Origin of the sequence: Novosphingobium fuchskuhlense (assembly GCF_001519075.1) — a bacterium.
In the GTDB taxonomy this organism is placed as follows: Bacteria; Pseudomonadota; Alphaproteobacteria; order Sphingomonadales; family Sphingomonadaceae; genus Novosphingobium; species Novosphingobium fuchskuhlense.
This window is the reverse complement of the sequence record NZ_KQ954244.1, coordinates 778301-801521: the sequence shown is the minus strand read 5'-3', so window position 1 is coordinate 801521 and position 23221 is coordinate 778301. Positions and strand designations below refer to the sequence as shown.

The following is a 23221-nucleotide window of genomic DNA, read 5'->3' as shown; positions in this document are numbered from 1 at the left end:
TCCGAGGGGTGACAGGTCCCGCGATCCCTCCCGAAATCCAAACGTGGTTCGCTGGCCGCGGCTGGCGCGTGCGGCGGCATCAGGCGGAGATGCTGGCGGCTGACGATGATGGCCACCACGCGCTGCTGGTGGCTGATACCGGTGCAGGCAAGACGCTTGCCGGATTCCTGCCCACGCTCGCCGCCTTCACGCCCTCGCGGCTCGGCGATGCGCCGCTACCGGAGGGGCTGCACACGCTCTACGTCTCGCCGCTGAAAGCGCTCGCGCACGATGTGCAGCGCAACCTGCTCACGCCGATCACCGAAATGGGTCTTCCGATCACCGTCGAGACCCGAAGCGGCGACACACCCTCGGATCGCAAGGCCCGACAGCGTGCGCGGCCACCGCATGTGCTGCTCACCACGCCGGAGTCGCTCTCGCTCCTGCTGAGCTACCCGGAAAGTGCGCAGCTCTTCGCCACGGTGCAGCGGGTGGTGATCGATGAAGTGCATGCCTTCGCCACGTCGAAGCGGGGCGATCTCCTCGCGCTGGCGCTCACCCGCCTGCAGGCGCTCGCACCCGATCTGCGCCGCGCCGCCCTCTCTGCCACGCTGGCCGATCCGGAGGCCTTTCGCGGCTGGCTCGCCCCCTGGGGCGATCTTGACAGCACGGTGCTCGTCGAGGGCGAGGCCGGCGCACCCGCCGAAGTCGAAATCCTCCTGCCGGATGATGGCCAGCGGGTGCCGTGGGGCGGGCACGCCGCTGCCTGGGCCCTGCCGCAGCTTTACGAGGCGATCCGCCGCAACCGCACCACGCTTGTCTTCACCAACACCCGCTTCCTCGCCGAATACATCTTCCAGCTTCTGTGGGATGCCAACGAGGACAAGCTGCCCATCGGCATCCACCACGGTTCGCTCTCGAAGGAAGCACGGCGCAAGGTGGAGGGCGCGATGGCGCGTGGCGAGCTTCGCGCGCTGGTCTGCACCGCCAGCCTCGATCTCGGGGTCGATTGGGGCGACATCGACATGGTCGTGCAGATGGGCGCACCCAAAGGCTCCTCACGGCTCCTTCAGCGCATCGGGCGCGCCAATCACCGGCTCGATCAACCCAGCCGCGCCATGCTCGTGCCGGGTAACCGCTTCGAATTCCTGGAGGCCATGGCCGCGCTCGATGCGGTCAACGAGGGCCAGCGCGATGGCGAGGATTTCCGCCCTGGCGGGCTCGATGTGCTCGCCCAGCATGTCATGGCAATCGCCTGCGCAGGGCCCTTCGGGGAGGCTGCCTTGCTCGCCGAAGTGCGTTCCTCGATGGCGTATTCCTGGGTGGATGAGGCAGGCTGGTCTCGCGTCCTGAACTTCGTCGCGACCGGCGGCTATTCGCTTCGGGCCTACGACCGGTTCCAGCGGATCGTCCGGCTGAAAGACGGCACATGGCGGCTGACGCATCCGCAGCAGGCCGCACGGCACCGCCTGAATGCGGGGATCATTGTCGATTCCGAAATGCTCGAGGTCCGCTTCCGCAACGGACGCTCGCTCGGCAAGGTGGAAGAGAATTTCGGAGCGGGGCTGAAGCCGGGCGACACCTTCCGCTTTGCCGGGATGGACCTTGAGGTGGAAGGCGTGCGCGATCTGGAACTGATCGTGCGCGGGGCCAAGAAAGCCGGGCAGATCCCCAGCTACAACGGCGCTCGCTTGCCGCTCACCACACACCTCTCGGCCCGGGTGCAGGCCATGCTCGCGGATCGCGCCGGCTGGGCCCGCTTCCCAGATGACGTCCGCGAATGGCTGGAAGTGCAAGATTGGCGCAGCCGCCTTCCGGCGCCTGGCGAGCTCCTGGTCGAGAGCTTCCCGCACGGAGGCCGCGCCTACACGGTTTACTACACGTTCGAGGGGTGGAACGCGAACCAGTCGCTCGGGATGCTGGTCACGCGGCGCATGGAGGATGCGGGGCTGGGGCCGATGGGCTTTGTCGCCAATGACTACGCGCTGGGGGTGTGGGGGCTGCGGCCGGTGAAGGACCCCGCGGCGCTGCTTTCACCGGACATCCTCAGCCACGAGTTTGTGGAGTGGGTGCAGAATTCCTACCTCCTGCGCCGGGCCTTCCGCGAGGTGGCGGTGATTTCAGGTCTGGTCGAACGACAACAGCCGGGCGCGCGCAAGAGCGGGCGGCAAGTGACGTTCTCGACCGACCTGATCTACGATGTGCTTCGCAAGCACGAGCCCGATCACTTGCTGATTGAAGCTGCGTGGGCGGACGCCCGGGCGCGGATGACCGATGTGGGGCGGCTGGGCGCGCTGCTCGACCGCACGGCGGCGGAGCTGGTCCATGTCGAGCTGGACCGGGTCACGCCGCTGGCGGTGCCGCTGATGGTGATGATCGGCCGCGAATTCGTGCCAACCGGTTCAGCGGACGACGAGCTGCTGCTGGAAGCGGAAAGCCTGGCTGCGGCGGCAATGCGCCCGGCGTAACAGGCAATGAAAAAGGGGCGGATTGCTCCGCCCCTTGATCGTTTGTGGCCGAGAGCCAGCGCGCGGTTACTTGCTGAACGTCGCGAAGTTCTCGTTGCCCACGAAGCCGAACTTGCTGACCTTCACCTGGGTGATGATCTTGAGCATGCGGTTCGCGATCTCGTACGAGGCGTATTCCTCGGGCTGGAACTGGAGTTCCGGCTCGGGGTTCATGGCCTTGGTCGCCTGAAGCAGCGAGACAAGGTTGCCTTCGTTGATCGGCGAGCCGTTCCACAGGATCTGGTTCTGCGTGGTCAGGACCAGCTTGTTCTTCACCGGGTCGATCTTCGGCTTGTCCGTCGGCGGTGTCGCCTGCGGCAGGTCGATATTGACCGAGTGGGTGGCCACGGGGATGGTGATGATGAACATGATGAGGAGCACGAGCATGACGTCGATCAACGGCGTCGTGTTCATCTCCATCATCGGCGAGCCATCGTCTTTGCCGCCGCTCATTGCCATAGGGGGTACTCCTGTCTGGTATCGTTTACCCGGGTGAACAAGCGGCGATCAGCCGTTCGGGTCAACCGGGGTGGAGATGAAGCCGACCTTGGGATAGCCCGCAATCTGCACGTTGTAGATCGCACCGGCGATGCACTTCCAGGGGACGTTCACGTCGCCGCGGATGTGCACTTCGGGGATCTTGTCGGGCTCCATGTTCTGCGCGCCGCCGGCCCGCTTCACGATGGCATCAAGCCGGTCGAACGCCATCTTGTAGAGTTCGTTGTTATCAACCGGGGTGACGTTGTTGATGTAGACGCGGCACTGGCCGGTGCGCGTCGAGCCTTCATAGCCACCCTGCCCCGGACTGCGTCCGCCGGCGTCGGTCGAGACGACCGTCACGAGCAGGTTCTCGACCTTGTCCTGCGTCTCTTCGGACGGCAGCACAGGGACCTTGAGCTTCTCGACGGTCTGGATCGCGACCGGAACCGCGATGAGGAAGATGATCAGCAGCACGAGCATCACGTCCACGAGCGGCGTGGTGTTGATGTCCGACATTGGGCGTTCTTCGCCCCCGCCGCCTACAGACATTGCCATTGGTTAGTTCCTATCCGATCTATCCACGGTGAACCGGGTCATTGGGGTCCCTCAGGGCCTCTCGGGGCCCGGTCGGAACCCGCGTTGTTCCCGAAGGGGGATGGCTGGCCAGCCTGGTACAAGATGGGCCAGCGATCCCCGCTTCGTTTTCCGCGTATTCGAATGTTTACTTCTTGGCCGGAGCGGCAGCCGGAGCAGCCGGCTTCGCAGCCGGAGCGGCCGGCACGGCGGGCTTGACCACGCCCTTCGAGGCGAGGTTGGCAAGCACGTCGGTGCTGAAGCCGGTCAGCAGTTCGGCGATGCGCTTGTTGCGGGCCTGCAGGTAGTTGTAGGCAAGCACCGCGGGCACCGCGACGAGCAGACCGAGCGCGGTCATGATCAGAGCTTCACCGACCGGACCCGCGACCTTGTCGATCGAAGCCGAACCGGCGATGCCGATGTTGATGAGCGCGCCGTAGATGCCGACCACGGTACCGAACAGACCGATGAACGGTGCGGTAGCGCCGACGGTCGCGAGGAACGGCAGGCCGCCAGCGAGCTTCGAGTTGATCGAGGCTTCCGAACGGGCCAGCGAGTTGTGCATCCAGTCGTGGCTTTCCGACTCGTCCATCTTGCCGGCAGCGTCTTCAGCCGAAAGGCCGTCGTCGACGATCTGGCGCCAGGCTGAGTTTTTCTCGAGCTTGGCAGCGCCGTCGCGCATCGAGGCAGCGCGCCAGAACGCGGTGAGCGACTGGTACTGCTTCATCAGCTTGGCCTGCTCAGCCCACTTGGTGAAGAGGATGAAGAACGAACCGACCGACATGATCAGGAGGATCGTGAAGGTGGTCAGCGGGATCCAGGCAGGCTTGCCGCCGGGGAACAGAACTTCCGCGATACCGAACTTGTTCTGGGGCGCGGCAGAGGCAGCTGCGGCGAGGGTTTCGATGAGCATTCGGGTCTTCCTCTTCAAAATTTCGTAGAATGGATCAAAAAAGATGAGCTCGGGCGTCGCGGCCTCCCGGCAGGAAGGCCGCGCCTGTCAGGTCAGTCCTTCGGAATCACCCAACGGATCGAGTTGGTGTACGAACCGGTGGTGGGATTGCCTTCACCGTCCGTGGCCGGCTGGAACCGGGCGCGGCGGCGGACGTTGTCGCACGTTGCCTGGTCGAGATCGGGGCTGCCGCTCGACTTGGTGACTTCGCACGACGTGACCTTGCCGTCGGTACCGACCGACACGCGGAACCCGGTCACGCCTTCCCGCTCCTCACGCAGCGCACGCGAAGGATAGTCGTTCGACGTCGCCCAGTTGCCCGGGCTGCCCTTCGGCGCCGGCCCCTTGGGCTGGAACTTCGGCGGCGGCGGCGGCGGGGGCGGCGGCGGCGCAGCGGTCGTGAACACAGGCGCCGGAGGCGGCGGCGTGGTCACGGTTTCGATCTGCGGCGCAGGCGCGTTGAACGAGATCGGCGGCGGCGGCGCCACGATGGGCGGCGGCGGCTGATCCTTCGGCGGTGGGGGCGGCGGGGGCGTTTCCGGCGGTTTCTCTTCTTCGATGTTGACCGCCGAGGTCACCTCTTTGACCTTCTTGTACGCCTCATAGGCCAGCCCCGTTACCAGAGCGTAGCCCAAGGCGACATGAAGGATCGCAACGATGATGAGCGCGGTGATCTTGTTACCGCTCATCTGTTGGTCAGCGTATGCCATTCAGCTCCAAAACTCCTGATTCTCCGCAAGTGACAGACATCATTGCGATGTCGACAACTACGGAATCGCGCACGGAATCACCCATCCGGCGCGATTGGCCAATCCAGCGATTTCATTCCACCCTGCCGGCAAACCGGACCGCCGACATCGGGTGCAAGGAACCCGGCGGCGGCTTTTGCGGGCTTTCATTGTTGAAATCCCCGACAAGCCGGAGCTTTAACGCCGAAGCCAAAGGCGCGCAAATGCTTTATCGGTTAACCATCGATTCACGGTTTCGCTGCCTGAAACACGTCAAGGGCCAGCCCGCAGCGGATTTCGGCACCAGCGATTCTAAGGACCCAAGCATGCCCCGATTTAACCGCCTCTTTCATCGCCGCACCGCTTCGCGCCAGTGGACCAGCCTTGCCATCGCCGCCTTGCTTGGCCTTGGCGTCCCTGCTGCAAGTTACGGACAGGAAACGGCTTTGTCCGTTCCAATGGCGCCCGGCCTGGATGCCGATCCAGACCTTGCCTATGCCGATCTGGTCGATCTTTCGCTTGCGGCGAACATGGTTGCCGTGGCGCAGGTGCGCAAGGCGGTGCGTCTCAAGCCCGAGGAAGCGCCGGGCCTGCCGGCCGGGCGTGCGCGGCTTTATATCGAGGCCCGCACCGAGACACTGCTCGTCCGCGAGGAGATCAACGAATCGATCCGCTTTCTCGCCGACGTCCCGCTCGACGCCCGCGGCAAACCGATCAAGCTCAACAAGGTGCGCGTGCTCGTGCTCGCCCACGCCGTGCCCGGCCGGCTCGATCAGCTGCAACTCGTCGCGCCCGATGCGATGCTGATCGCAACCCCCGCGCGGGAGGCGACCCTGCGGGCGATCCTGACCGAAACCGCGCGGCCCGATGCGCCGCCCGCGATCACCTCGCTGCGCGAGGCGCTGCACGTCAACGGGAACCTTGCCGGCGAGGGCGAAACCCAGCTTTTCCTGGGCACGGCGACCGGTGCGCCGGTCTCGATTTCGGTGCTGCGCCGCCCGGGACAGCTCACCACATGGGGCGTCAGCTTCACCGAGATCGTTGATTCGGCCGCGCGTCCGCCGCTGCCCGCCTCGCTTGCCTGGTACCGGCTTGCCTGCGGCTTGCCCCGACGCCTGCCGGAACGCGCCAACATCTCCGCGACGCTCTTGGACAGGCGAATCGCAGCCGAAGACTACGCACAGGTGCTGGCCGATCTCGGCCCGTGTACGCGCAAGCGCCCCCACCCCGAGTAACCGCAACGCAGACCACGCTTTCCCGCCGGTTGCGGGGGCCGATCAGCTCCCCTAAGGCGCTCCATAAGATTTCACGAGGATCATCATGAGCGAACCTTTGCGCATCGCGCTGGCCGGCCTCGGCACGGTCGGCGGCGGCGTCATCCGCCTGCTCGAGGCCAATGCGGCCCTTATCGCGCGCCGTGCCGGCCGCCCGATCACGATCAGCGCGATCAGCGCCCGCAACCGTAGCAAGGACCGCGGTGTCGATCTCTCGGGTTATGCCTGGGAAGACGACATGGTGATTCTCGGCGAGCGTCCCGATGTCGACGTTGTGGTCGAGCTGGTCGGTGGTGCCGATGGCCCGGCCCTGGCCCTCGCGCGGACCACGTTCGAGGCCGGCAAGGCGCTCGTCACGGCGAACAAGGCGATGATCGCGCACCACGGACTGGAGCTCGCCACCAAGGCAGAGGCGGCCAAAGTGGCCTTCAAGTTCGAGGCGGCGGTCGCGGGCGGCATCCCGGTGATCAAGGCGCTGAAGGAAGGCGCCGCCGCGAACCACATCGACCGGATCTACGGAATCCTCAACGGCACCTGCAACTACATCCTCTCCACCATGGAGGACACCGGCCGCGACTTCGCCGACGTGCTCGCCGAAGCGCAGGCCAAGGGCTTTGCCGAAAGCGATCCGAGCTTCGACATCGACGGCATCGATGCCGCGCACAAACTGGCGATTCTCTCCAGCATCGCCTTCGGCACAGCGGTCGATTTCGGCCCGGTCGCCGCCACCGGCATCCGCCGCGTGCTCGCTGCCGATATCGCGCAGGCCGATGCACTGGGCTACTATATCCGACTGATCGGCATGGCCGAGACCGAGTTCGATGCCGCCGGCCAGCGCCGTCTGTTCCAGCGCGTGCACCCCATGCTCGTCCACCGCGATCATCCGCTGGCCCATGTCGACGGCGCGACCAATGCCGTGGTCGCCGAGGGGAACTTCGTCGGCCGCCTGCTCTTCCAGGGCGCGGGCGCGGGCGATGGCCCGACCGCGAGCGCCGTTGTGGCCGACCTGATCGACATCGCGCGCGGCGATATCGGTGCGCCGTTCTCGATCCCGGCCGCCGAGCTTGAACAGGCTAGGCCGGCCGACAGCGGGCACCGCACCGGCAAGGCCTACTTGCGCTTCACCGTGGCCGACCGCCCCGGCGTGCTGGCCGAGATCACCGCCGCGATGCGCGATGCCGGCGTGTCGATCGAAAGCCTGATCCAGAAAGGCCGCGCCGCCGTCGGCAGCACGGAAACCGTGCTCGTTGCCATGGTGACGCACGAAGGGCCGGAAAGCGCGATCGCCGAAGCGCTGCGGCTGCTCGATGGCTCGCCCAGCCTCGCCGCGCCGCCGCTGGTGATGCATATCCTCGAGGACTGAGGTGCGCTTCAGGGCGCCCTGATCTCGCCCCGCGCGATCTTTGCCGCGTCCGAATCTTCGGGCGCTTCCGGCAACTTGGTGATGTCGAAGAAGTACATCGGCGGCGGTGCCCACCCCATGCCGATGCAGCCGCGGCTGCAATCGGGGAGCCCGCTCACGTTCGGCGCGCGCACAAGGCCGTCGCGCGTCGAATGCGCCGAATCGAGTTCGTCGCGCAGCGGCAGCCGCTCCTTCTCGTTCGCCTCGCGCCCCCCACACACGACGATGCCGCCATCCGGTGAACTCGTCGTGCACCGCTTGGGCTGCCCCGCCTGCAGCAACCGCTGAGCGATCAGCGCATTGGCCTGCGCCTGCGGCGTATCAGGCGCGGCGACCGCCTCATTGGCAGGTGTTTGCGCGGTCTCTGCCGTCGGAGCGGCCTGGGCCCGAGCCTCATCCATTGCCAAGGGAAAGAGGTTTACGCATAGGAATGCGAAGACAAGCCCTCGCGGCGCACCACCGTATACAATTCCGCGCCTCGACAACCGTACATCCTCCCGTCTAGGGCTTGAGCCTGCTTCCGCCAACGAGCCTCAGGAGTCAACGTGACCGACATCCGCCCCACCCCCTCTTCCTCCTCGGTTCTGGCCTCGCAGGTTCTTGACCGCGTCCTCGTGCTCGAGATGGTCCGCGTGACCGAAGCGGCCGCCATCGGGGCCTCCAAGCTGATCGGCCGGGGCGACGAGAAGGCCGCCGACGCCGCCGCCGTGGAAGCGATGCGCGCCGCGTTCAACGAGCTCTACATGGACGGCACCGTGGTGATCGGCGAGGGCGAGCGCGACGAGGCGCCGATGCTCTATATCGGCGAGAAGGTCGGCGCCGCCCCCGGGAAGGGCCCGAAGATCGACATCGCACTCGATCCGCTGGAAGGCACCACGATCACCGCCAAGGCCGGTCCCAACGCGCTTGCCGTGCTCGCCGTGGCCGAAGAAGGCGGTCTGCTCAACGCGCCTGACGTTTACATGGAAAAGCTCGCGGTCGGCCCCGGCTATCCGGAAGGCATCATCGATCTGAACCGTTCGCCAGGCGAGAACGTCAAGGCGGTCGCGGCAGCCAAGGGCGTGGAGCCGAAGGACATCATCGTCTGCGTGCTGGACCGCCCGCGCCATGCCGACCTCATCGCCGAGCTGCGCGCGATGGGCTGCGGCATCAGCCTCATCCCCGACGGCGACGTCGCGGGCGTGATCGCGGTCACGAACGAGGACACCGGCATCGATCTCTACATGGGTACCGGCGGCGCGCCCGAAGGGGTGCTCGCGGCAGCCGCGCTGCGCTGCGTCGGCGGGCAGTTCAAAGGCCGCCTGCTGTTCCGCAACGAGGACGAGAAGGCCCGCGCACGCAAGTGGGGCATCACCGATCTGAACAAGGTCTACGACCTCAAGGAACTCGCCAAGGGCGATTGCATCTTCGCCGCAACCGGCGTGACCGACGGATCGCTGCTCGCCGGCGTCAAGGTCAACAAGAGCGGCGTGATGACCACCGAAAGCGTCGTCATGCGCGCCAGCTCGGGCACTGTGCGCTGGGTCAAGGGCGAACACCGCAAGCCGCGCTGATCGCCGACCGGCCGCACCAGAAGGCCGGCGGGACAAGAGGGGAAGAGAGATGAAGGGCATTGCCGAATTCGAGGCGGCGGTCGCGGCGGCGAACCTGCCGGGCGCCGTCGCGCTGATCACCGACAGCAAGGAAACCCGCTATATCAAGGCGTTCGGCAAGGCCGATGCCGTGGCTGATGTCCCAATGCGCGAGGACACCCGGTTCCAGATCGCCTCGATGACCAAGGCGCTGACGAGCACGGCGGTGCTGCAGCTCGTCGAACGCGGCAAGCTCGATCTCGATGCCCCGGTCGGGTCGATCCTGCCCGAACTCGCGGAACCGCAAGTGCTGGACGGCTTTGACGAGAGCGGCACGGCCATCCTGCGTCCGGCCAGGGCCGACGTCACGCTGCGCCACCTGCTGCTGCACACCTCGGGCTGCGGCTATACCTTCATGGATGCCGATCTGCTGCGCCATGCCATGGCCGCCGGCAAGATGGCGCCGGGCAAGCGTGCCAGCCTCGATCTGCCGCTGCTGTTCGATCCGGGCACGAAGTGGCAGTACGGCACGGGCATCGATTGGGCCGGCCTTGCCGTGGAAGCGGTGACGGGCATGGCGCTGGGCGACTGGTTCGAGCGCGAAATCACCGGGCCGCTTGGCATGACGCAGACCCGCTTCAGCGCCGAATGGGATGCGGGCGAAGCGCAGGTCCACGTCCGCGAGGCCGATGGCGGCTTCAAGACGCAAGGCATGGTGCTCGGCGGCGGCGAGTTTCACAATGGCGGCGGCGGCCTGTCCTCGACTGCGAGTGACTACGCCCGTTTCCTGCGCATGATCCTGCGCGGCGGCGAACTCGACGGGGTGCGCGTGCTCTCGCCCGAAATGGCCCGCCTCGCACGCGAGGATGCCCTGCCCGAGCATCTCTCCGCCGGCGAAATGACCACGGCGATCCCCAGCTTCGCCACGGCGTTCAATCCGATCCCCGGCCAGCGCGGTGGCTGGACGCTCGGCGGCTACCTCGTCAACACCGAGACCGGCCCTGCCGGCCGTGCGCCCGGCAGCCTGCACTGGGCCGGCATCTTCAATTGCTTTTACTGGATCGATACGGACCGCGATCTGGCCGGTGTGATCCTGGCCCAGATCGCTCCGTTTGCAGATCCGGGCGCACTCGATGCCTTTGCGGCACTGGAACGGATGGCCTGCGCCAACGCCTGAGCCGGTACTGCCGCTACCGGATCGGTTGCTTCGGCCGCTTGCCTGCGCAAGTGGGCGCCCTTACCGTGTCCGGCGACGGAACAGGGGGCCAAGGTGAACAAGACAGGGATGGCGGCTGCGGCCGCACTGGCAGCGCTCGTGCTGCAGGCGCCGCTCGCACAGGCGGCAGACGTGAACGGCGCCGCCGGCAAGGCGGATGCGAAGGCCACGGCCGAAGCTGCCCGCGCGGCCGAGCGCGAAGAGGCGAAGCGCCTCGGATCGTACTACCTGCGCTGCGACGGGGAACCCAACAACGTGACAGGGGCGGAAGACTTCGCCCGGTTCCTAGGCGCGGTGACTCTGCTGGGACTCTTCGCGCCCACTCCCGAATCGCCCGACCCGTCCAAGCGACTGTTCGGCGCAAAGGGCGTCGAAGCGTGCAGCCACCTGCTCGATGACCCGAAGGAGGAGACCAACAAGGTCCGGCGCATCCCGCTGATCCTCGCCCGGGCGCTCCACCAGATCGAAGCAAAGAACTATGCAGCGGCCTTGGCTGATGTCGACAAGGCCCGGGCCGAGGCGCAGTCATCCGGGCTTTCGGGCAATGCCTATTTCGAGCGTTCGGCGGGACTGTCGTTCGGCCTCATCGAAGGGCATGCCCGGCTGCGCGCAGGCGATCCGGCGGGCGCCCGCGAAGCCGGTCTGCGCAGTTTTTCGAAGACACCGTACAGCTACTACGCGCTGATTGCGGCAAATGCGTTTGCGGCCTTCAATCGCGATCTCTCGCCCGCCGAGGAATCGTATTACCAAGCCCTTTCGCGCTTGGTGCCCGGCGACAACAGCATGTACGCCGCGCGGCTCGAGGAAGTGGGCCGCTTCGAGGACGCCGCGCGGCTGCGCGAGGCGCAGATTACCCTTGCCCGCGCCCTTTCGACCGAGCGTGATAACCCGGCGCTGCTGGCCTATGCCGCCATTGCCCACGCGCTCGCCGGCCATTGGGATGAAGCGACAAAGCGCGCGAACGCCGCGCAAGCCACGCTCGACGAACAAGCCGCAGCCGGCAAACCGGCGGACAATGCCTCGGCCGTGATCGAACTGCTCGACTTTGCCAGCACGTTGCAACTGGCCCACAGCGGCAAGGTGGATGATGCCCGGCGCAACTTTGCCGCGCGTTCGCAATGGATGGCACCCTCCTTCGGGGCCGTCTCTGCGGCCGTCACCATGCTGCGCAGCGGCGCCAAGCCCGAACAGCTGTTCGGTGCCCTTGCCGTCACGGCTGACGCCATGTGGCAGAAGCGCCGCGACCTTATCCTCGCGCAGATGCTGGAAATGGACACCAACAACAGGAAGCTGTTCAGCTATATCCTTCCCTACGCTAGGATTCGCGGCTTCGAGGCGCTGAGCAAGTCGGTATGGCGTACGGACAAGCCGCGCTTCCTGTTCAAGGAGCCGCTGAAGAACTCCAAATTCACGCTGATGACGGTTGACGGTGAACCGCTGACTCAGCCCGACGCCTTGACGCTGAATGCAGCCCTTCTGGCCAAAGCGCGCGGATTCAAGGGGTTTGTCCTGCTACGCCGCACCGAAAAGCCCGATGTCGCGCTGGTGCAGTTCGGCAACGTGGACGATCCGGCAATCGCTGCACCGATGTGGCTGGATGCAGAGGCCGTCATCGCTGATCTGCGCGCAGAGATTCCCTCGCCCGACGAACTGGCGGCACGCGCCCGCAACGAGGCCGCGCTCAAGAAGCCGCAATGACCATGCGCTGATCTGCTGCGCTTTGCGGTCCGCGCGGAACGGCCATGCCTTGCAGCATCGCTCCAGCCTGCCGTCAGCTCGCCATCGCTAGTGGCCACGGTTGGGTTTGCGGCTCTACCGAGGATGTGCGCCGCAGGCTGTCAGGCGCGGCCACAGAAGCGGGACGGTTGACAGTATCCCGCGTGCGGAACGTCGCGACCAGTTCGTTGAGCCGGACAGCTTCCGCCGCAAGGCTGCGGGTCGCCGCGGAAGATTCCTCGACCATTGCAGCGTTCTGCTGCGTCATGCGGTCCATCTCGTCCATTGCGGTGTTGATCTGGCTCAGGCTTTCCGCCTGACGCGTGGCCGAACCCGCGATGTTGCCAACCAGCGCGCTGATCTCGCTGATCCGGCGCACGATCGCCTCGAGCCGAGTCCCGCTCTCGCGCACAAGGTCCACGCCGGCGCCCACCTGCTCGCCGCTGGTGGTGATGAGCGCCTTTATGCTTTGTGCTGCATCGGCGCTGCGCTGAGCCAGCGCGCGGACTTCTGTCGCGACGACTGCAAAGCCCTTGCCAGCTTCACCGGCCCGCGCCGCCTCGACCCCCGCGTTGAGTGCCAGAAGGTTGGTCTGGAACGCGATGCCGTCGATCACGCTGATGATCTGGCCGATTTCCTGCGCGGAATGTTCGATCGCGGCCATGGCCTCGATTGCATGGCGCACGACTTCGCCTCCGTCGGCGGCCTCGCGGTCGGCCTGTGCGATCGTCTGGCTGACGGCCTGAGCGCCCGTGGCGGTGTCCTGCACGATCCCGGTGACGGCATGCATGGCGCGGGTCGTCTCGGCGATCCGCGAAGCCTGGGATTCGTTGCGCAGTGCCAGATCGTGCGCTGCCGCGCCGATTTCCGAAATGCTGCCCTGCACGCTCGCCGTACCGATGCGCACGATCCGCAGCGCTTCGGCCAGCGAGGCGACTGCGGCATTGTAGTTGTCCCGCAGTGTCTCGTAAGCCGGTGGGAACGTCACATCGAGCTGATGCTCGAGATCCTTAGCGGCCAGCCGGGCAAGGCCCGCCGAGAGCGCCTCGACGACGGTTTCCTGTTCGGCGAGGGCCCTGCGCCGCTCAGCCTCCCCTTCGCGGAACACCTGCATCGCGCGCGCCATCTGCCCGAATTCGTCGGCGCGGTCAGTGCCTTCGATGGCTATGCTCGTGTCACCGTTGGCCATGCGCTGCATGGCCGCTGCGGTTTCCACCAGCGGCGCGACCACCAGCTTGCGGGTCGCCCTTGCGCTCCAGAGAATGAGGCCGAGCATGGCAAGGGCCAGCGCCGCCAAGCCAGCCAGGGAGAGCGCCGTTAGCGTGGCGTTGCGTCGCGCGGTTTCGGCACTGTAGGTTCGGCTGAGCGCGACGATGCTGCGCACCTGGTCGCGCTGCACGCGGTAAATCGGCGCAATGTTCATCTCGAACGCCTCGGTCATGGCAGCCTGATTGCCGCTGTTCACCGCGGGCAGGAACTTGCTGTCCATCACCTGCCAGAAGCGCTCTGCCGCCGCGATCGTGTCATTCAGTGGCTGGCGCAGCAGCGGGGGTACAGGCGCGGTCTTCCAGTAGGCCTTGCGCGCCTCGAACTCTGCCCGTTCGTCCTTGAGTTCGTTCAGATAGGGGCCGGCGCGGCTCGGATCATGCACGATAAGCGAGGCATTGAGATAGGGCTCGACCACAAAGGCCGGCGGCGGCAGCACGTCGGCGAGGATCTCGGCCTGAAGTGCGCTGTCCTGCGTCATCGGCCCGTCAGCGCGGATAGCATAGACCACGCAGCAGGCCAGCGCGATAATCGCCAGCAACAATCCGATGAGAAGCCGCGCGCCGCTGCGCGCCTTGTCACTGAGCATGACGCTGCCAGGCATTCTGGGAACTCCGGTGCGGACCGCGGGTATGCGGATCCTCAGGCGCAGTCTTACCGCACAAGCTCTTGCCGCAGCGCCCCCGACATCCCTCAGGAAACTACGTAGCGGCTTGACATGACAGAAAAGACCCCGCCGGCCGGGGCCGACGGGGTCTTGCTCTACTGTCAGGTCAGATCGGAACCGATCCGGGGATCAGGCCTCGTCACCCTCGATCAGGTAGTCACCGGCATCGGCATCAAGACCATGGGTCTCGCCCTCGACCGCAGCCAGCGGATCGTCGCCGATAGCAGCTTCCGGCCCTTGCGCCAGCTCGGCTGCGTGCTCTTCGACCGCCGAGGCGGGGGCGATGAGCGATTCCTGCAGCTTGCGATAGGAAGCGCGGAGCGCAGCATCGCGGCTGGTGGCGGCGACGCGGAGGCGGTTCATGCCCGCGCCCGTGCCGGCCGGGATCAGCCGCCCGACGATCACGTTCTCCTTGAGACCGATCAGCGAGTCCTTCTTGCCCTCGACCGCCGCCTGCGTGAGCACGCGGGTGGTTTCCTGGAACGAGGCCGCCGAAATGAATGAACGCGTCTGCAGCGAAGCCTTGGTGATGCCCAGCAGCACCGGCTTGCCTTCGGCGGGGGCCATGCCCGGCGCCAGCTTGGCGTTGTATTCGTTCATTTCCTCAAGGTCGATCTGCTCGCCCGGCAGAAGCGTCGTATCGCCGCCATTGGTGATCTCGACCTTCTGCAGCATCTGGCGGACGATCACCTCGATGTGCTTGTCGTTGATCTTCACGCCCTGCAAGCGGTAGACTTCCTGGATTTCCGCGACGAGATACTCGGCCAGGGCTTCAACGCCCATGACCTCGAGGATGTCGTGCGGGTTGGGCGAACCGCTGATGAGGTTGTCGCCCTTCTTCACCCAGTCACCTTCCTGGACATCGATCACCTTCGACTTGGGGATCAGGTACTCGACCGGCTCGCCTTCCTCGGGGATGATCGCGATCTTGCGCTTGGCCTTGTAGTCGCGAACGAATTCGATGCGGCCCGAGATCTTCGCGATGATCGCGTTGTCCTTCGGGATGCGGGCTTCGAACAATTCGGCCACGCGCGGCAGACCGCCGGTGATGTCGCGGGTCTTGGCGGCTTCACGGCTGGCACGTGCCAGCACGTCGCCCGCCTGCACCGTCTGGCCATCCTCGACCGAGAGCGTGGTGCCCGGCGCCAGCAGATAGCGCGCGGTCTCGCCCGAGTTCTCGTCGAGCAGGGTCAGGCGCGGACGCAGGTCTTCCTTCTTGGCGCGCCCGCCGGCCCGGTTCTCGGTCACGACGCGCTGGGCGATGCCGGTGGCGTCGTCGACCAGTTCGGTCAGCGTGCGTCCGTCGACGAGGTCCTGATAGCGCACCACACCCGGCTTGTCGGTGATCACCGGCAAGGTGAACGGGTCCCACTCGGCCAGGCGTTCGCCCTGCTTGATGGTGGCGCCGTTCTCGTGGATCAGGTGCGTACCATACGGCACGCGGTGCATCGCGCGCTCGCGGCCTTCGGTGTCCATCACCACGATCTCGCCATTGCGGGCAAGGCTCAGGCGACGGCCGCGCGAGTCCGTGATCGTCGGGATGTCGCGGTAGACCACGGTACCGTCGCACAGCGATTCAAGGTTCGACTGCTCGTTCACCTGTGCCGCGCCACCGATGTGGAACGTGCGCATGGTGAGCTGCGTACCCGGCTCGCCGATCGACTGTGCCGCGATCACGCCGACCGCTTCGCCGATGTTCACCGGCGTGCCGCGCGCAAGGTCACGGCCATAGCAGGTGCCGCAGACGCCGACCTGCGCCGCGCAGACCAGCGGCGAGCGGATGCGCGCCGACTGCGAGCCCGCCGCCTCGATCTTCGCGATCGCGGCTTCGTCGAGCAGCGTGCCCTTGGGCATCAGCACTTCGCCGGTCTTTGCCTCGATCATGTCCTCGGCCAGCGTACGGCCCAGGATGCGTTCGCCGAGCGAGGCGATGGTCGAACCACCCTGCACGATCGCGCGCATTTCGAGCGCCCGCTCGGTGCCGCAATCGTCGATGGTGACGACACAGTCCTGCGAGACGTCAACCAGACGGCGCGTGAGGTAACCCGAGTTCGCGGTCTTCAGCGCGGTATCGGCAAGACCCTTGCGAGCACCGTGAGTCGAGTTGAAGTACTCAAGGACGGTCAGGCCTTCTTTGAAGTTCGAGATGATCGGCGTTTCGATGATCTCGCCCGACGGCTTGGCCATGAGGCCGCGCATGCCGGCAAGCTGCTTCATCTGCGTCGGCGAACCGCGCGCGCCCGAGTGGCTCATCATGTAGATCGAGTTGACCGGCTTTTCGCGGCCGTGCTCGTCCAGCGGAGTCGCACGGATCTCGTCCATCATGGCAGCCGCGACCTGATCGCCGCAGCGGCTCCAGGCGTCGATCACCTTGTTGTACTTTTCCTGCTGGGTGATCAGGCCGTCCTGGTACTGCTGCTCGTAGTCGGCAACGAGTTCCTTGGTCTCACCCACCAGCGCGTCCTTGCTGTCGGGGATGATCATGTCGTCCTTTCCGAACGAGATGCCCGCCTTGAACGCGTTGCGGAAGCCCAGCGCCATGATCGCGTCGGCGAACAGCACCGTGTCCTTCTGGCCGGTGTGACGATAGACCTGGTCGATGACGTCGGCGATTTCCTTCTTCGTCAGCAGGCGGTTGACCAGCTCGAAGGGAACCGTGCTGCTCTTGGGCAGGCACTCGCCGATCAGCATGCGGCCCGGCGTCGTTTCATACCGCTTGAGGTACTGCTTCCCGTTCTCGTCGGTCTGCGGCACGCGCGCCACGATCTTGGTGTGCATGGTGACGGCACCGGCGAACAGCGCCTGATGCACTTCGGCCATGTCGGCCATCATCATGCCTTCGCCCGGTTCGCCCTGACGGTCCATCGAGAGGTAGTACAGACCCAGCACCATGTCCTGCGAAGGCACGATGATCGGCTTGCCGTTGGCGGGCGAGAGGATGTTGTTGGTCGACATCATCAGCACGCGCGCTTCGAGCTGGGCTTCCAGCGAAAGCGGCACGTGGACGGCCATCTGGTCACCGTCGAAGTCGGCGTTGAACGCCGAGCAGACGAGCGGGTGCAGCTGGATCGCCTTGCCTTCGATCAGCACGGGCTCGAAGGCCTGGATGCCGAGGCGGTGGAGCGTCGGCGCGCGGTTCAGCATCACCGGGTGCTCGCGGATCACCTCGTCCAGGATATCCCAGACTTCCTTGCGCTCCTTCTCGACCCACTTCTTGGCCTGCTTCAGGGTCATCGAGAGACCCTTGGCATCGAGGCGGGCGTAGATGAACGGCTTGAACAGCTCGAGCGCCATCTTCTTGGGCAGGCCGCACTGGTGCAGCTTGAGCTCGGGACCGGTCACGATCACCGAACGGCCGGAATAGTCGACGCGCTTGCCGAGCAGGTTCTGGCGGAAGCGGCCCTGCTTGCCCTTGAGCATGTCGGACAGCGACTTGAGCGGGCGCTTGTTGGCGCCTGTGATGATGCGGCCGCGGCGGCCGTTGTCGAACAGCGCGTCAACGGCTTCCTGCAGCATGCGCTTTTCGTTGCGGACGATGATGTCCGGCGCGCGGAGCTCGATCAGGCGCTTGAGGCGGTTGTTGCGGTTGATGACGCGGCGATAGAGATCGTTGAGATCCGAGGTCGCGAAACGGCCACCGTCAAGCGGCACCAGCGGGCGCAGTTCGGGCGGGATGACCGGGATAACGTCGAGGATCATCCACTCCGGACGGTTGCCCGAATCGATGAACGATTCGACGACCTTGAGGCGCTTGATGATCTTCTTGGGCTTCAGCTCGCTCTTGGTGGTGGCGAGCTCCTCCATCAGGTCCTTGCGTTCCTGCTCGAGGTCGAGGTCCATCAGCATCTGCTTGACCGCCTCGGCGCCGATCCCGGCCGAGAACGCGTCCTCGCCATACTCGTCCTGCGCGTCGAGCAGTTCATCTTCGGTAAGGAGCTGGTAGCGCTCGAGCGGGGTGATGCCCGGCTCGATCACGACGTAGCTTTCGAAGTAGAGGATGCGCTCAAGCTGCTTGAGCTGCATGTCGAGCAGGAGGCCGATGCGCGAAGGCAGCGACTTCAGGAACCAGATGTGCGCAACCGGCGCGGCCAGTTCGATGTGGCCCATGCGCTCGCGGCGGACCTTGGTGACGGTGACTTCGACGCCGCACTTTTCGCAGACGACGCCCTTGTACTTCATGCGCTTGTACTTGCCGCAGAGGCACTCGTAGTCCTTCACCGGGCCGAAGATGCGTGCGCAGAACAGGCCGTCACGCTCGGGCTTGAACGTGCGGTAGTTGATCGTTTCCGGCTTCTTGATCTCGCCGAAGGACCAGCTGCGGATGCGCTCGGGGCTCGCCAGACCGATCTGGATCTGGTCGAAGGTCTCGGGCTTGGCGATCTGGTTGGTGAACTTGGTCAGGTCGTTCATTCTTCATTCCTCACTTGGAGGGAAACTTTAACGTCGATCAGTCGTGGGGCGATCAGCCGGTTGGCCGGCGGGCGAGAGCCGCGCCGGCCTGTGACTGTCACTCCGCCGCCATCGGCATGCCGTCGTCGTCCTCGGGCTCATCGATCGAGGAAAGCTCGACGTTGAGACCCAGGCTGCGCATTTCCTTGACGAGCACGTTGAAGCTCTCCGGAATGCCGGCCTCGAAGGTGTCGTCGCCCTTGACGATCGCCTCGTAGACCTTGGTGCGGCCGACAACGTCGTCGGACTTCACCGTGAGCATTTCCTGCAAGGTGTACGCAGCACCGTAGGCCTGCAACGCCCAGACCTCCATTTCGCCGAAGCGCTGGCCGCCGAACTGCGCCTTGCCGCCCAGCGGCTGCTGGGTGACGAGCGAGTAGGGCCCGATCGAACGCGCGTGGATCTTGTCGTCGACAAGGTGGTGCAGCTTGAGCACATACTTCATGCCCACCGTGACCTTGCGGTCGAACGCCTCGCCGGTGCGGCCGTCGTAGAGCGTCACCTGGCCCGATTCATCGAGGCCAGCGAGACGCAGCATGTCGGTCACGTCCTTCTCCACCGCGCCGTCGAACACAGGCGAGCCCATCGGCACGCCTGCGCGGACCGACTGTGCGAAGTCGATGATCTGGTCGTCGCTGCGCGCCGCGATTTCAGCGGTGTAGTTGTCGCCGTAGATCTCGCTCAGCAGCTGACGAACGGCCTCGGGCGGCGAACCGGCTTCGGGGTTCGGGTTGGCTTCGCGCCAGGCATCGAGCGCCGCGCCGATCCGCTTGCCGAGGCCGCGCGCGGCCCAGCCGAGGTGTGTCTCGAAGATCTGCCCGACGTTCATGCGCGAAGGCACGCCCAGCGGGTTGAGCACGAAGTCGACCGGGGTGCCGTCTTCGAGGAACGGCATGTCCTCCTGCGGCAGGATGCGGCTGATGATGCCCTTGTTGCCGTGGCGGCCGGCCATCTTGTCGCCCGGCTGCAGCTTGCGCTTCACCGCCACGAAGACCTTGACCATCTTGAGCACGCCAGGCGCCAGTTCGTCACCGCGTTCGAGCTTCTCCTTGCGGTCCTCGAACTTCTCCTGGATCGCCTTCACTGCGGTGTCGTACTGCGCCTTGACCGCTTCGAGCTGCGCCTGGCGGCTGTCATCGGCCAGGGCGAACTTCCACCATTCATGACGCTCGACGTCGGCGAGCACCTGCTCGGTGATCTCTTCGCCCTTCTTCACGCCCTTGGGCGCTGCCGCCGAAACCTGGCCGAGCAGCATTTCGCGCAGACGGTTGAAGGTGGCGCGGTTGAGGATCGCGCGCTCGTCCTCGCGGTCCTTGGCGAGGCGTTCGATTTCCTCGTTCTGGATCGCGCGGGTACGGTCGTCGATCTCGATACCGTGGCGGTTGAACACGCGCACGTCGACGATCGTGCCCGAGACGCCCGGCGGCAGGCGCAGCGAGGTGTCGCGCACGTCGCTGGCCTTTTCACCGAAGATCGCGCGGAGCAGCTTCTCTTCCGGGGTCATCGGGCTTTCGCCCTTCGGCGTGATCTTGCCGACGAGGATGTCGCCCGGGTGCACTTCGGCACCGATGTAGACGATGCCCGCCTCGTCGAGGTTGCGCAGGGCTTCCTCGCCAACGTTCGGGATGTCGCGGGTGATGTCTTCGGGCCCGAGCTTGGTGTCGCGGGCCATGACCTCGAACTCCTCGATGTGGATCGAGGTGAAGACGTCTTCCTTCACGATGCGTTCGCTGATCAGGATCGAGTCTTCGTAGTTGTAGCCATTCCACGGCATGAATGCGACGAGCACGTTGCGGCCGAGCGCAAGCTCGCCAAACTCGGTCGACGGACCGTCGGCGATGATATCGCCCTTCTCGATCAGATCGCCCACCTTCACCAGCGGACGCTGGTTGATGCAGGTCGACTGGTTCGAACGCTCGAACTTCTGCAGGCGGTAGATATCGACGCCCGACTGACCGGCCTCGATATCGCCCGAGGCGCGGATCACGATGCGGGTTGCGTCAACCTGATCGACCACGCCCGAACGCAGCGCCGAAATCGCCGCGCCCGAATCGCGCGCCACGGTCTCTTCCATGCCGGTGCCCACGAACGGCGCATCAGCCTTGACCAGCGGCACCGCCTGGCGCTGCATGTTCGAGCCCATCAGCGCGCGGTTGGCGTCGTCGTTTTCAAGGAACGGAATGAGCGAGGCGGCCACCGAGACGAGCTGCTTGGGGCTGACGTCCATGAGCGTCACGTTTTCACGCGGGCTCATCACGAATTCGCCATTCTGCCGCGCCGAGACGAGCTCTTCCGCGAACGAGCCGTCCACGTTGAGCGCGGCCGAGGCCTGCGCCACGGTGTGCTTCTGCTCTTCCATCGCCGAAAGGTAGATGACCTCGCCGGTCACCTTGCCGTCGACGATCTTGCGGTACGGCGTCTCGATGAAGCCGTACTTGTTGACACGCGCGAAGGTCGAGAGCGAGTTGATCAGACCGATGTTCGGGCCTTCCGGCGTCTCGATCGGGCAGATGCGGCCATAGTGCGTCGGGTGGACGTCGCGCACTTCGAAGCCGGCGCGCTCGCGGGTCAGACCACCCGGCCCGAGCGCCGAGACACGGCGCTTGTGGGTGACTTCCGACAGCGGGTTGGTCTGGTCCATGAACTGCGAGAGCTGCGACGAGCCGAAGAACTCGCGCACCGCGGCCACGGCGGGCTTCGCGTTGATGAGGTCGTTCGGCATCACGGTCGACACGTCGACCGAGCTCATGCGCTCCTTCACCGCGCGTTCCATGCGCAGCAGGCCGACGCGGTACTGGTTCTCGAGCAGCTCGCCCACCGAACGGACGCGGCGGTTGCCGAGGTTGTCGATGTCGTCGACCTCGCCCTTGCCGTCCTTGAGGTTCACCAGTTCCTTGACCACGGCGAGGATGTCCTCGGTGCGCAGGGTGGTGATCGTGTCGGGGCAATCGAGACCGAGACGCATGTTGAGCTTGACGCGGCCCACGGCCGAAAGGTCGTAGCGGTCCGGATCGAAGAACAGGCCGTCGAACAGCGCTTCGGCGGTTTCGCGCGTCGGCGGCTCGCCAGGGCGCATCACGCGGTAGATGTCCGAGAGCGCCTGGTCGCGGTCTTCGGCCTTGTCGGCCTTCATCGTGTTGCGGATCCAGGGACCCGTGTTCATGTGGTCGATGTCGAGCAGCTCAAGCACGTCGACGCCGGCCTTGTCGAGCACCTCGAGGTTCTCAGGCGAAACCTCGTCACCGGCTTCAATCCAGATGCGGCCAGTGCTTTCGTCGATCATGTCCTTGGCGGCATAGCGGCCGAAGATTTCCTCGGTCGGGATCAGCAGGTTCTGAAGGCCGTCCTTCGCCGCCTTGTTGGCAGCGCGCGGGCTGATCTTGGTGCCGGCGGGGAACACGACTTCGCCCGAGGCGGCATCGACGATGTCGAACGCCGGCTTCGAACCGCGCCACTGGTCAAGCACGAAGGGCACCTTCCAGCCGCCTTCGGCCCGCGCCCACACGACCTTGTCGTAGAAGAAGTCGAGGATCTGCTCGCCGTTGAGCCCCAGCGCATAGAGCAGCGCCGTGACCGGCAGCTTGCGCTTGCGGTCGATGCGGACGTTGACGATGTCCTTGGCGTCGAACTCGAAGTCGAGCCACGACCCGCGATAGGGAATGACGCGCGCGGCGAACAGGTACTTGCCCGAGGAGTGCGTCTTGCCGCGGTCATGGTCGAACAGCACGCCCGGCGAACGGTGCATCTGGCTGACGATGACGCGCTCGGTCCCGTTAATGATGAAGGTGCCGTTGTCGGTCATGAGCGGGATGTCGCCCATGTAGACGTCCTGCTCCTTGATATCGATGAGGCTCTTGGTCTCGGTCTCGCTGTCGACCTCGAAGGTGGCGAGCTTGAGCGTCACCTTCATCGGCGCGGCATAGGTGATCCCGCGCTGGCGGCACTCGTTGACGTCGTACTTCGGCGCCTCGAGCACATAGCCGTCGCGCTCCTTGATATCGAGGCTGGCGGTGCCGGCGAAGTCCTGGATCGGGAAGACCGAACGCAGCGTCTTTTCCAGACCCGAGACATAGCCCGTAGCCGGATCGGAGCGCAGGAACTGCTCGTAGCTTTCACGCTGGACCTCGATCAGGTTCGGCATCTGCACCACTTCGTGGATGTCGCCGAAGATCTTGCGGATGCGCTTCTTGAAACCGGCGCGTGCCGGCTTGGCCGAGGGAGTTGCCTTGGTAGCCATGAAAGGGTCAGCCTCTTGTCTGTACTTGCGTACCGGGCAGGACACCCGGCGAAATCCACACGCGGCGTGTGGAGCCTGAAGCCGTAACGCCAAACGCCACCCATGGATTCCAGCTGGATTCCCGGTGGCAAATGGCATCAGCGCGTCAGACGAAACCCGAACCGCTTCCTTCCTTGGCAGTCCCCCGCGTATGGGACAGCCTTG

14 protein-coding genes are annotated in these 23221 nt (G+C 65.5%); 6 read left to right on the top strand and 8 right to left on the bottom strand.

What is annotated here, in order from left to right; translation table 11 throughout:
• Positions 1–8 precede the first annotated feature (8 nt).
• Positions 9–2447 carry a ligase-associated DNA damage response DEXH box helicase gene (locus AQZ52_RS03565; RefSeq protein WP_067906527.1) on the top strand — a complete coding sequence of 813 codons (2439 nt, stop codon included), beginning with the start codon at positions 9–11 and terminating at the stop codon, positions 2445–2447.
• 66 nt (positions 2448–2513) lie between these two features.
• On the opposite strand, the gene AQZ52_RS03560 is transcribed toward AQZ52_RS03565, so the two are convergent.
• The 4 genes from AQZ52_RS03560 to AQZ52_RS03545 form a co-directional block, all read right to left on the bottom strand.
• On the bottom strand, positions 2514–2945 hold the full coding sequence (locus tag AQZ52_RS03560; protein WP_067906526.1) for an ExbD/TolR family protein: 432 nt from the start codon (positions 2943–2945) through the stop codon (positions 2514–2516).
• A gap of 48 nt (positions 2946–2993) precedes the next feature.
• The gene (locus tag AQZ52_RS03555; protein WP_082697528.1) at positions 2994–3521 is read right to left on the bottom strand and encodes an ExbD/TolR family protein; all 528 of its coding nucleotides are present in this window, start codon (positions 3519–3521) and stop codon (positions 2994–2996) included.
• 166 nt (positions 3522–3687) lie between these two features.
• Positions 3688–4452: a MotA/TolQ/ExbB proton channel family protein gene (locus AQZ52_RS03550; protein WP_067906524.1), complete on the bottom strand. Its 765-nt coding sequence runs from the start codon at positions 4450–4452 to the stop codon at positions 3688–3690.
• Positions 4453–4544: 92 nt separating this feature from the next.
• The gene (locus AQZ52_RS03545; protein ID WP_067906523.1) at positions 4545–5201 is read right to left on the bottom strand and encodes an energy transducer TonB; all 657 of its coding nucleotides are present in this window, start codon (positions 5199–5201) and stop codon (positions 4545–4547) included.
• On the opposite strand from AQZ52_RS03545, the gene AQZ52_RS03540 reads away from it, so the two are divergent.
• Together AQZ52_RS03540 and AQZ52_RS03535 are read left to right on the top strand one after the other, a co-directional pair.
• Positions 5195–6454 (top strand): hypothetical protein, encoded by a 1260-nt coding sequence (locus tag AQZ52_RS03540; RefSeq protein WP_240481436.1) that lies wholly within the window; start codon positions 5195–5197, stop codon positions 6452–6454. The genes AQZ52_RS03545 and AQZ52_RS03540 overlap by 7 nt on opposite strands.
• An 85-nt stretch (positions 6455–6539) precedes the next feature.
• Positions 6540–7856: a homoserine dehydrogenase gene (locus tag AQZ52_RS03535; RefSeq protein WP_067906522.1), complete on the top strand. Its 1317-nt coding sequence runs from the start codon at positions 6540–6542 to the stop codon at positions 7854–7856.
• A gap of 8 nt (positions 7857–7864) precedes the next feature.
• Here the strand turns inward: AQZ52_RS03535 and AQZ52_RS03530 are convergent, their stop codons facing one another.
• A complete protein-coding gene (locus AQZ52_RS03530) occupies positions 7865–8296 on the bottom strand; it encodes a hypothetical protein (RefSeq protein ID WP_067906521.1) in 432 nt (143 codons plus the stop codon).
• A gap of 153 nt (positions 8297–8449) precedes the next feature.
• On the opposite strand from AQZ52_RS03530, the gene glpX reads away from it, so the two are divergent.
• From glpX to AQZ52_RS03515, 3 genes are all read left to right on the top strand, one after another.
• Positions 8450–9448: a class II fructose-bisphosphatase gene (glpX, locus tag AQZ52_RS03525; protein ID WP_082697683.1), complete on the top strand. Its 999-nt coding sequence runs from the start codon at positions 8450–8452 to the stop codon at positions 9446–9448.
• Positions 9449–9497: 49 nt separating this feature from the next.
• A complete protein-coding gene (locus AQZ52_RS03520) occupies positions 9498–10643 on the top strand; it encodes a serine hydrolase domain-containing protein (RefSeq protein ID WP_067906520.1) in 1146 nt (381 codons plus the stop codon).
• Positions 10644–10736: 93 nt separating this feature from the next.
• The gene (locus AQZ52_RS03515; protein ID WP_156424768.1) at positions 10737–12380 is read left to right on the top strand and encodes a hypothetical protein; all 1644 of its coding nucleotides are present in this window, start codon (positions 10737–10739) and stop codon (positions 12378–12380) included.
• A 73-nt stretch (positions 12381–12453) separates the two neighbouring features.
• Here the strand turns inward: AQZ52_RS03515 and AQZ52_RS03510 are convergent, their stop codons facing one another.
• From AQZ52_RS03510 to rpoB, 3 genes are all read right to left on the bottom strand, one after another.
• Positions 12454–14268 (bottom strand): methyl-accepting chemotaxis protein, encoded by a 1815-nt coding sequence (locus AQZ52_RS03510; RefSeq protein ID WP_240481435.1) that lies wholly within the window; start codon positions 14266–14268, stop codon positions 12454–12456.
• Between the two features lie 192 nt (positions 14269–14460).
• Positions 14461–18741, bottom strand: a complete 4281-nt coding sequence (gene rpoC, locus AQZ52_RS03505) for a DNA-directed RNA polymerase subunit beta' (protein ID WP_067906518.1) — start codon at positions 18739–18741, stop codon at positions 14461–14463.
• A 97-nt stretch (positions 18742–18838) separates the two neighbouring features.
• Positions 18839–23017: a DNA-directed RNA polymerase subunit beta gene (gene rpoB, locus AQZ52_RS03500; RefSeq protein WP_067906517.1), complete on the bottom strand. Its 4179-nt coding sequence runs from the start codon at positions 23015–23017 to the stop codon at positions 18839–18841.
• Positions 23018–23221 lie beyond the last annotated feature (204 nt).

What these genes read in the sequence shown, in the direction of transcription:
- AQZ52_RS03560 (WP_067906526.1), bottom strand. Translation starts at nt 2,945, where the DNA reads ATGGCAATGAGCGGCGGCAAAGACGATGGCTCGCCGATGATGGAGATG.
- AQZ52_RS03550 (WP_067906524.1), bottom strand. Translation starts at nt 4,452, where the DNA reads ATGCTCATCGAAACCCTCGCCGCAGCTGCCTCTGCCGCGCCCCAGAAC.
- AQZ52_RS03530 (WP_067906521.1), bottom strand. Translation starts at nt 8,296, where the DNA reads ATGGATGAGGCTCGGGCCCAGGCCGCTCCGACGGCAGAGACCGCGCAA.
- AQZ52_RS03535 (WP_067906522.1), top strand. Translation starts at nt 6,540, where the DNA reads ATGAGCGAACCTTTGCGCATCGCGCTGGCCGGCCTCGGCACGGTCGGC.
- AQZ52_RS03545 (WP_067906523.1), bottom strand. Translation starts at nt 5,201, where the DNA reads ATGGCATACGCTGACCAACAGATGAGCGGTAACAAGATCACCGCGCTC.
- rpoB (WP_067906517.1), bottom strand. Translation starts at nt 23,017, where the DNA reads ATGGCTACCAAGGCAACTCCCTCGGCCAAGCCGGCACGCGCCGGTTTC.
- AQZ52_RS03555 (WP_082697528.1), bottom strand. Translation starts at nt 3,521, where the DNA reads ATGGCAATGTCTGTAGGCGGCGGGGGCGAAGAACGCCCAATGTCGGAC.
- AQZ52_RS03510 (WP_240481435.1), bottom strand. Translation starts at nt 14,268, where the DNA reads ATGCCTGGCAGCGTCATGCTCAGTGACAAGGCGCGCAGCGGCGCGCGG.
- AQZ52_RS03540 (WP_240481436.1), top strand. Translation starts at nt 5,195, where the DNA reads ATGCCATTCAGCTCCAAAACTCCTGATTCTCCGCAAGTGACAGACATC.
- rpoC (WP_067906518.1), bottom strand. Translation starts at nt 18,741, where the DNA reads ATGAACGACCTGACCAAGTTCACCAACCAGATCGCCAAGCCCGAGACC.
- AQZ52_RS03520 (WP_067906520.1), top strand. Translation starts at nt 9,498, where the DNA reads ATGAAGGGCATTGCCGAATTCGAGGCGGCGGTCGCGGCGGCGAACCTG.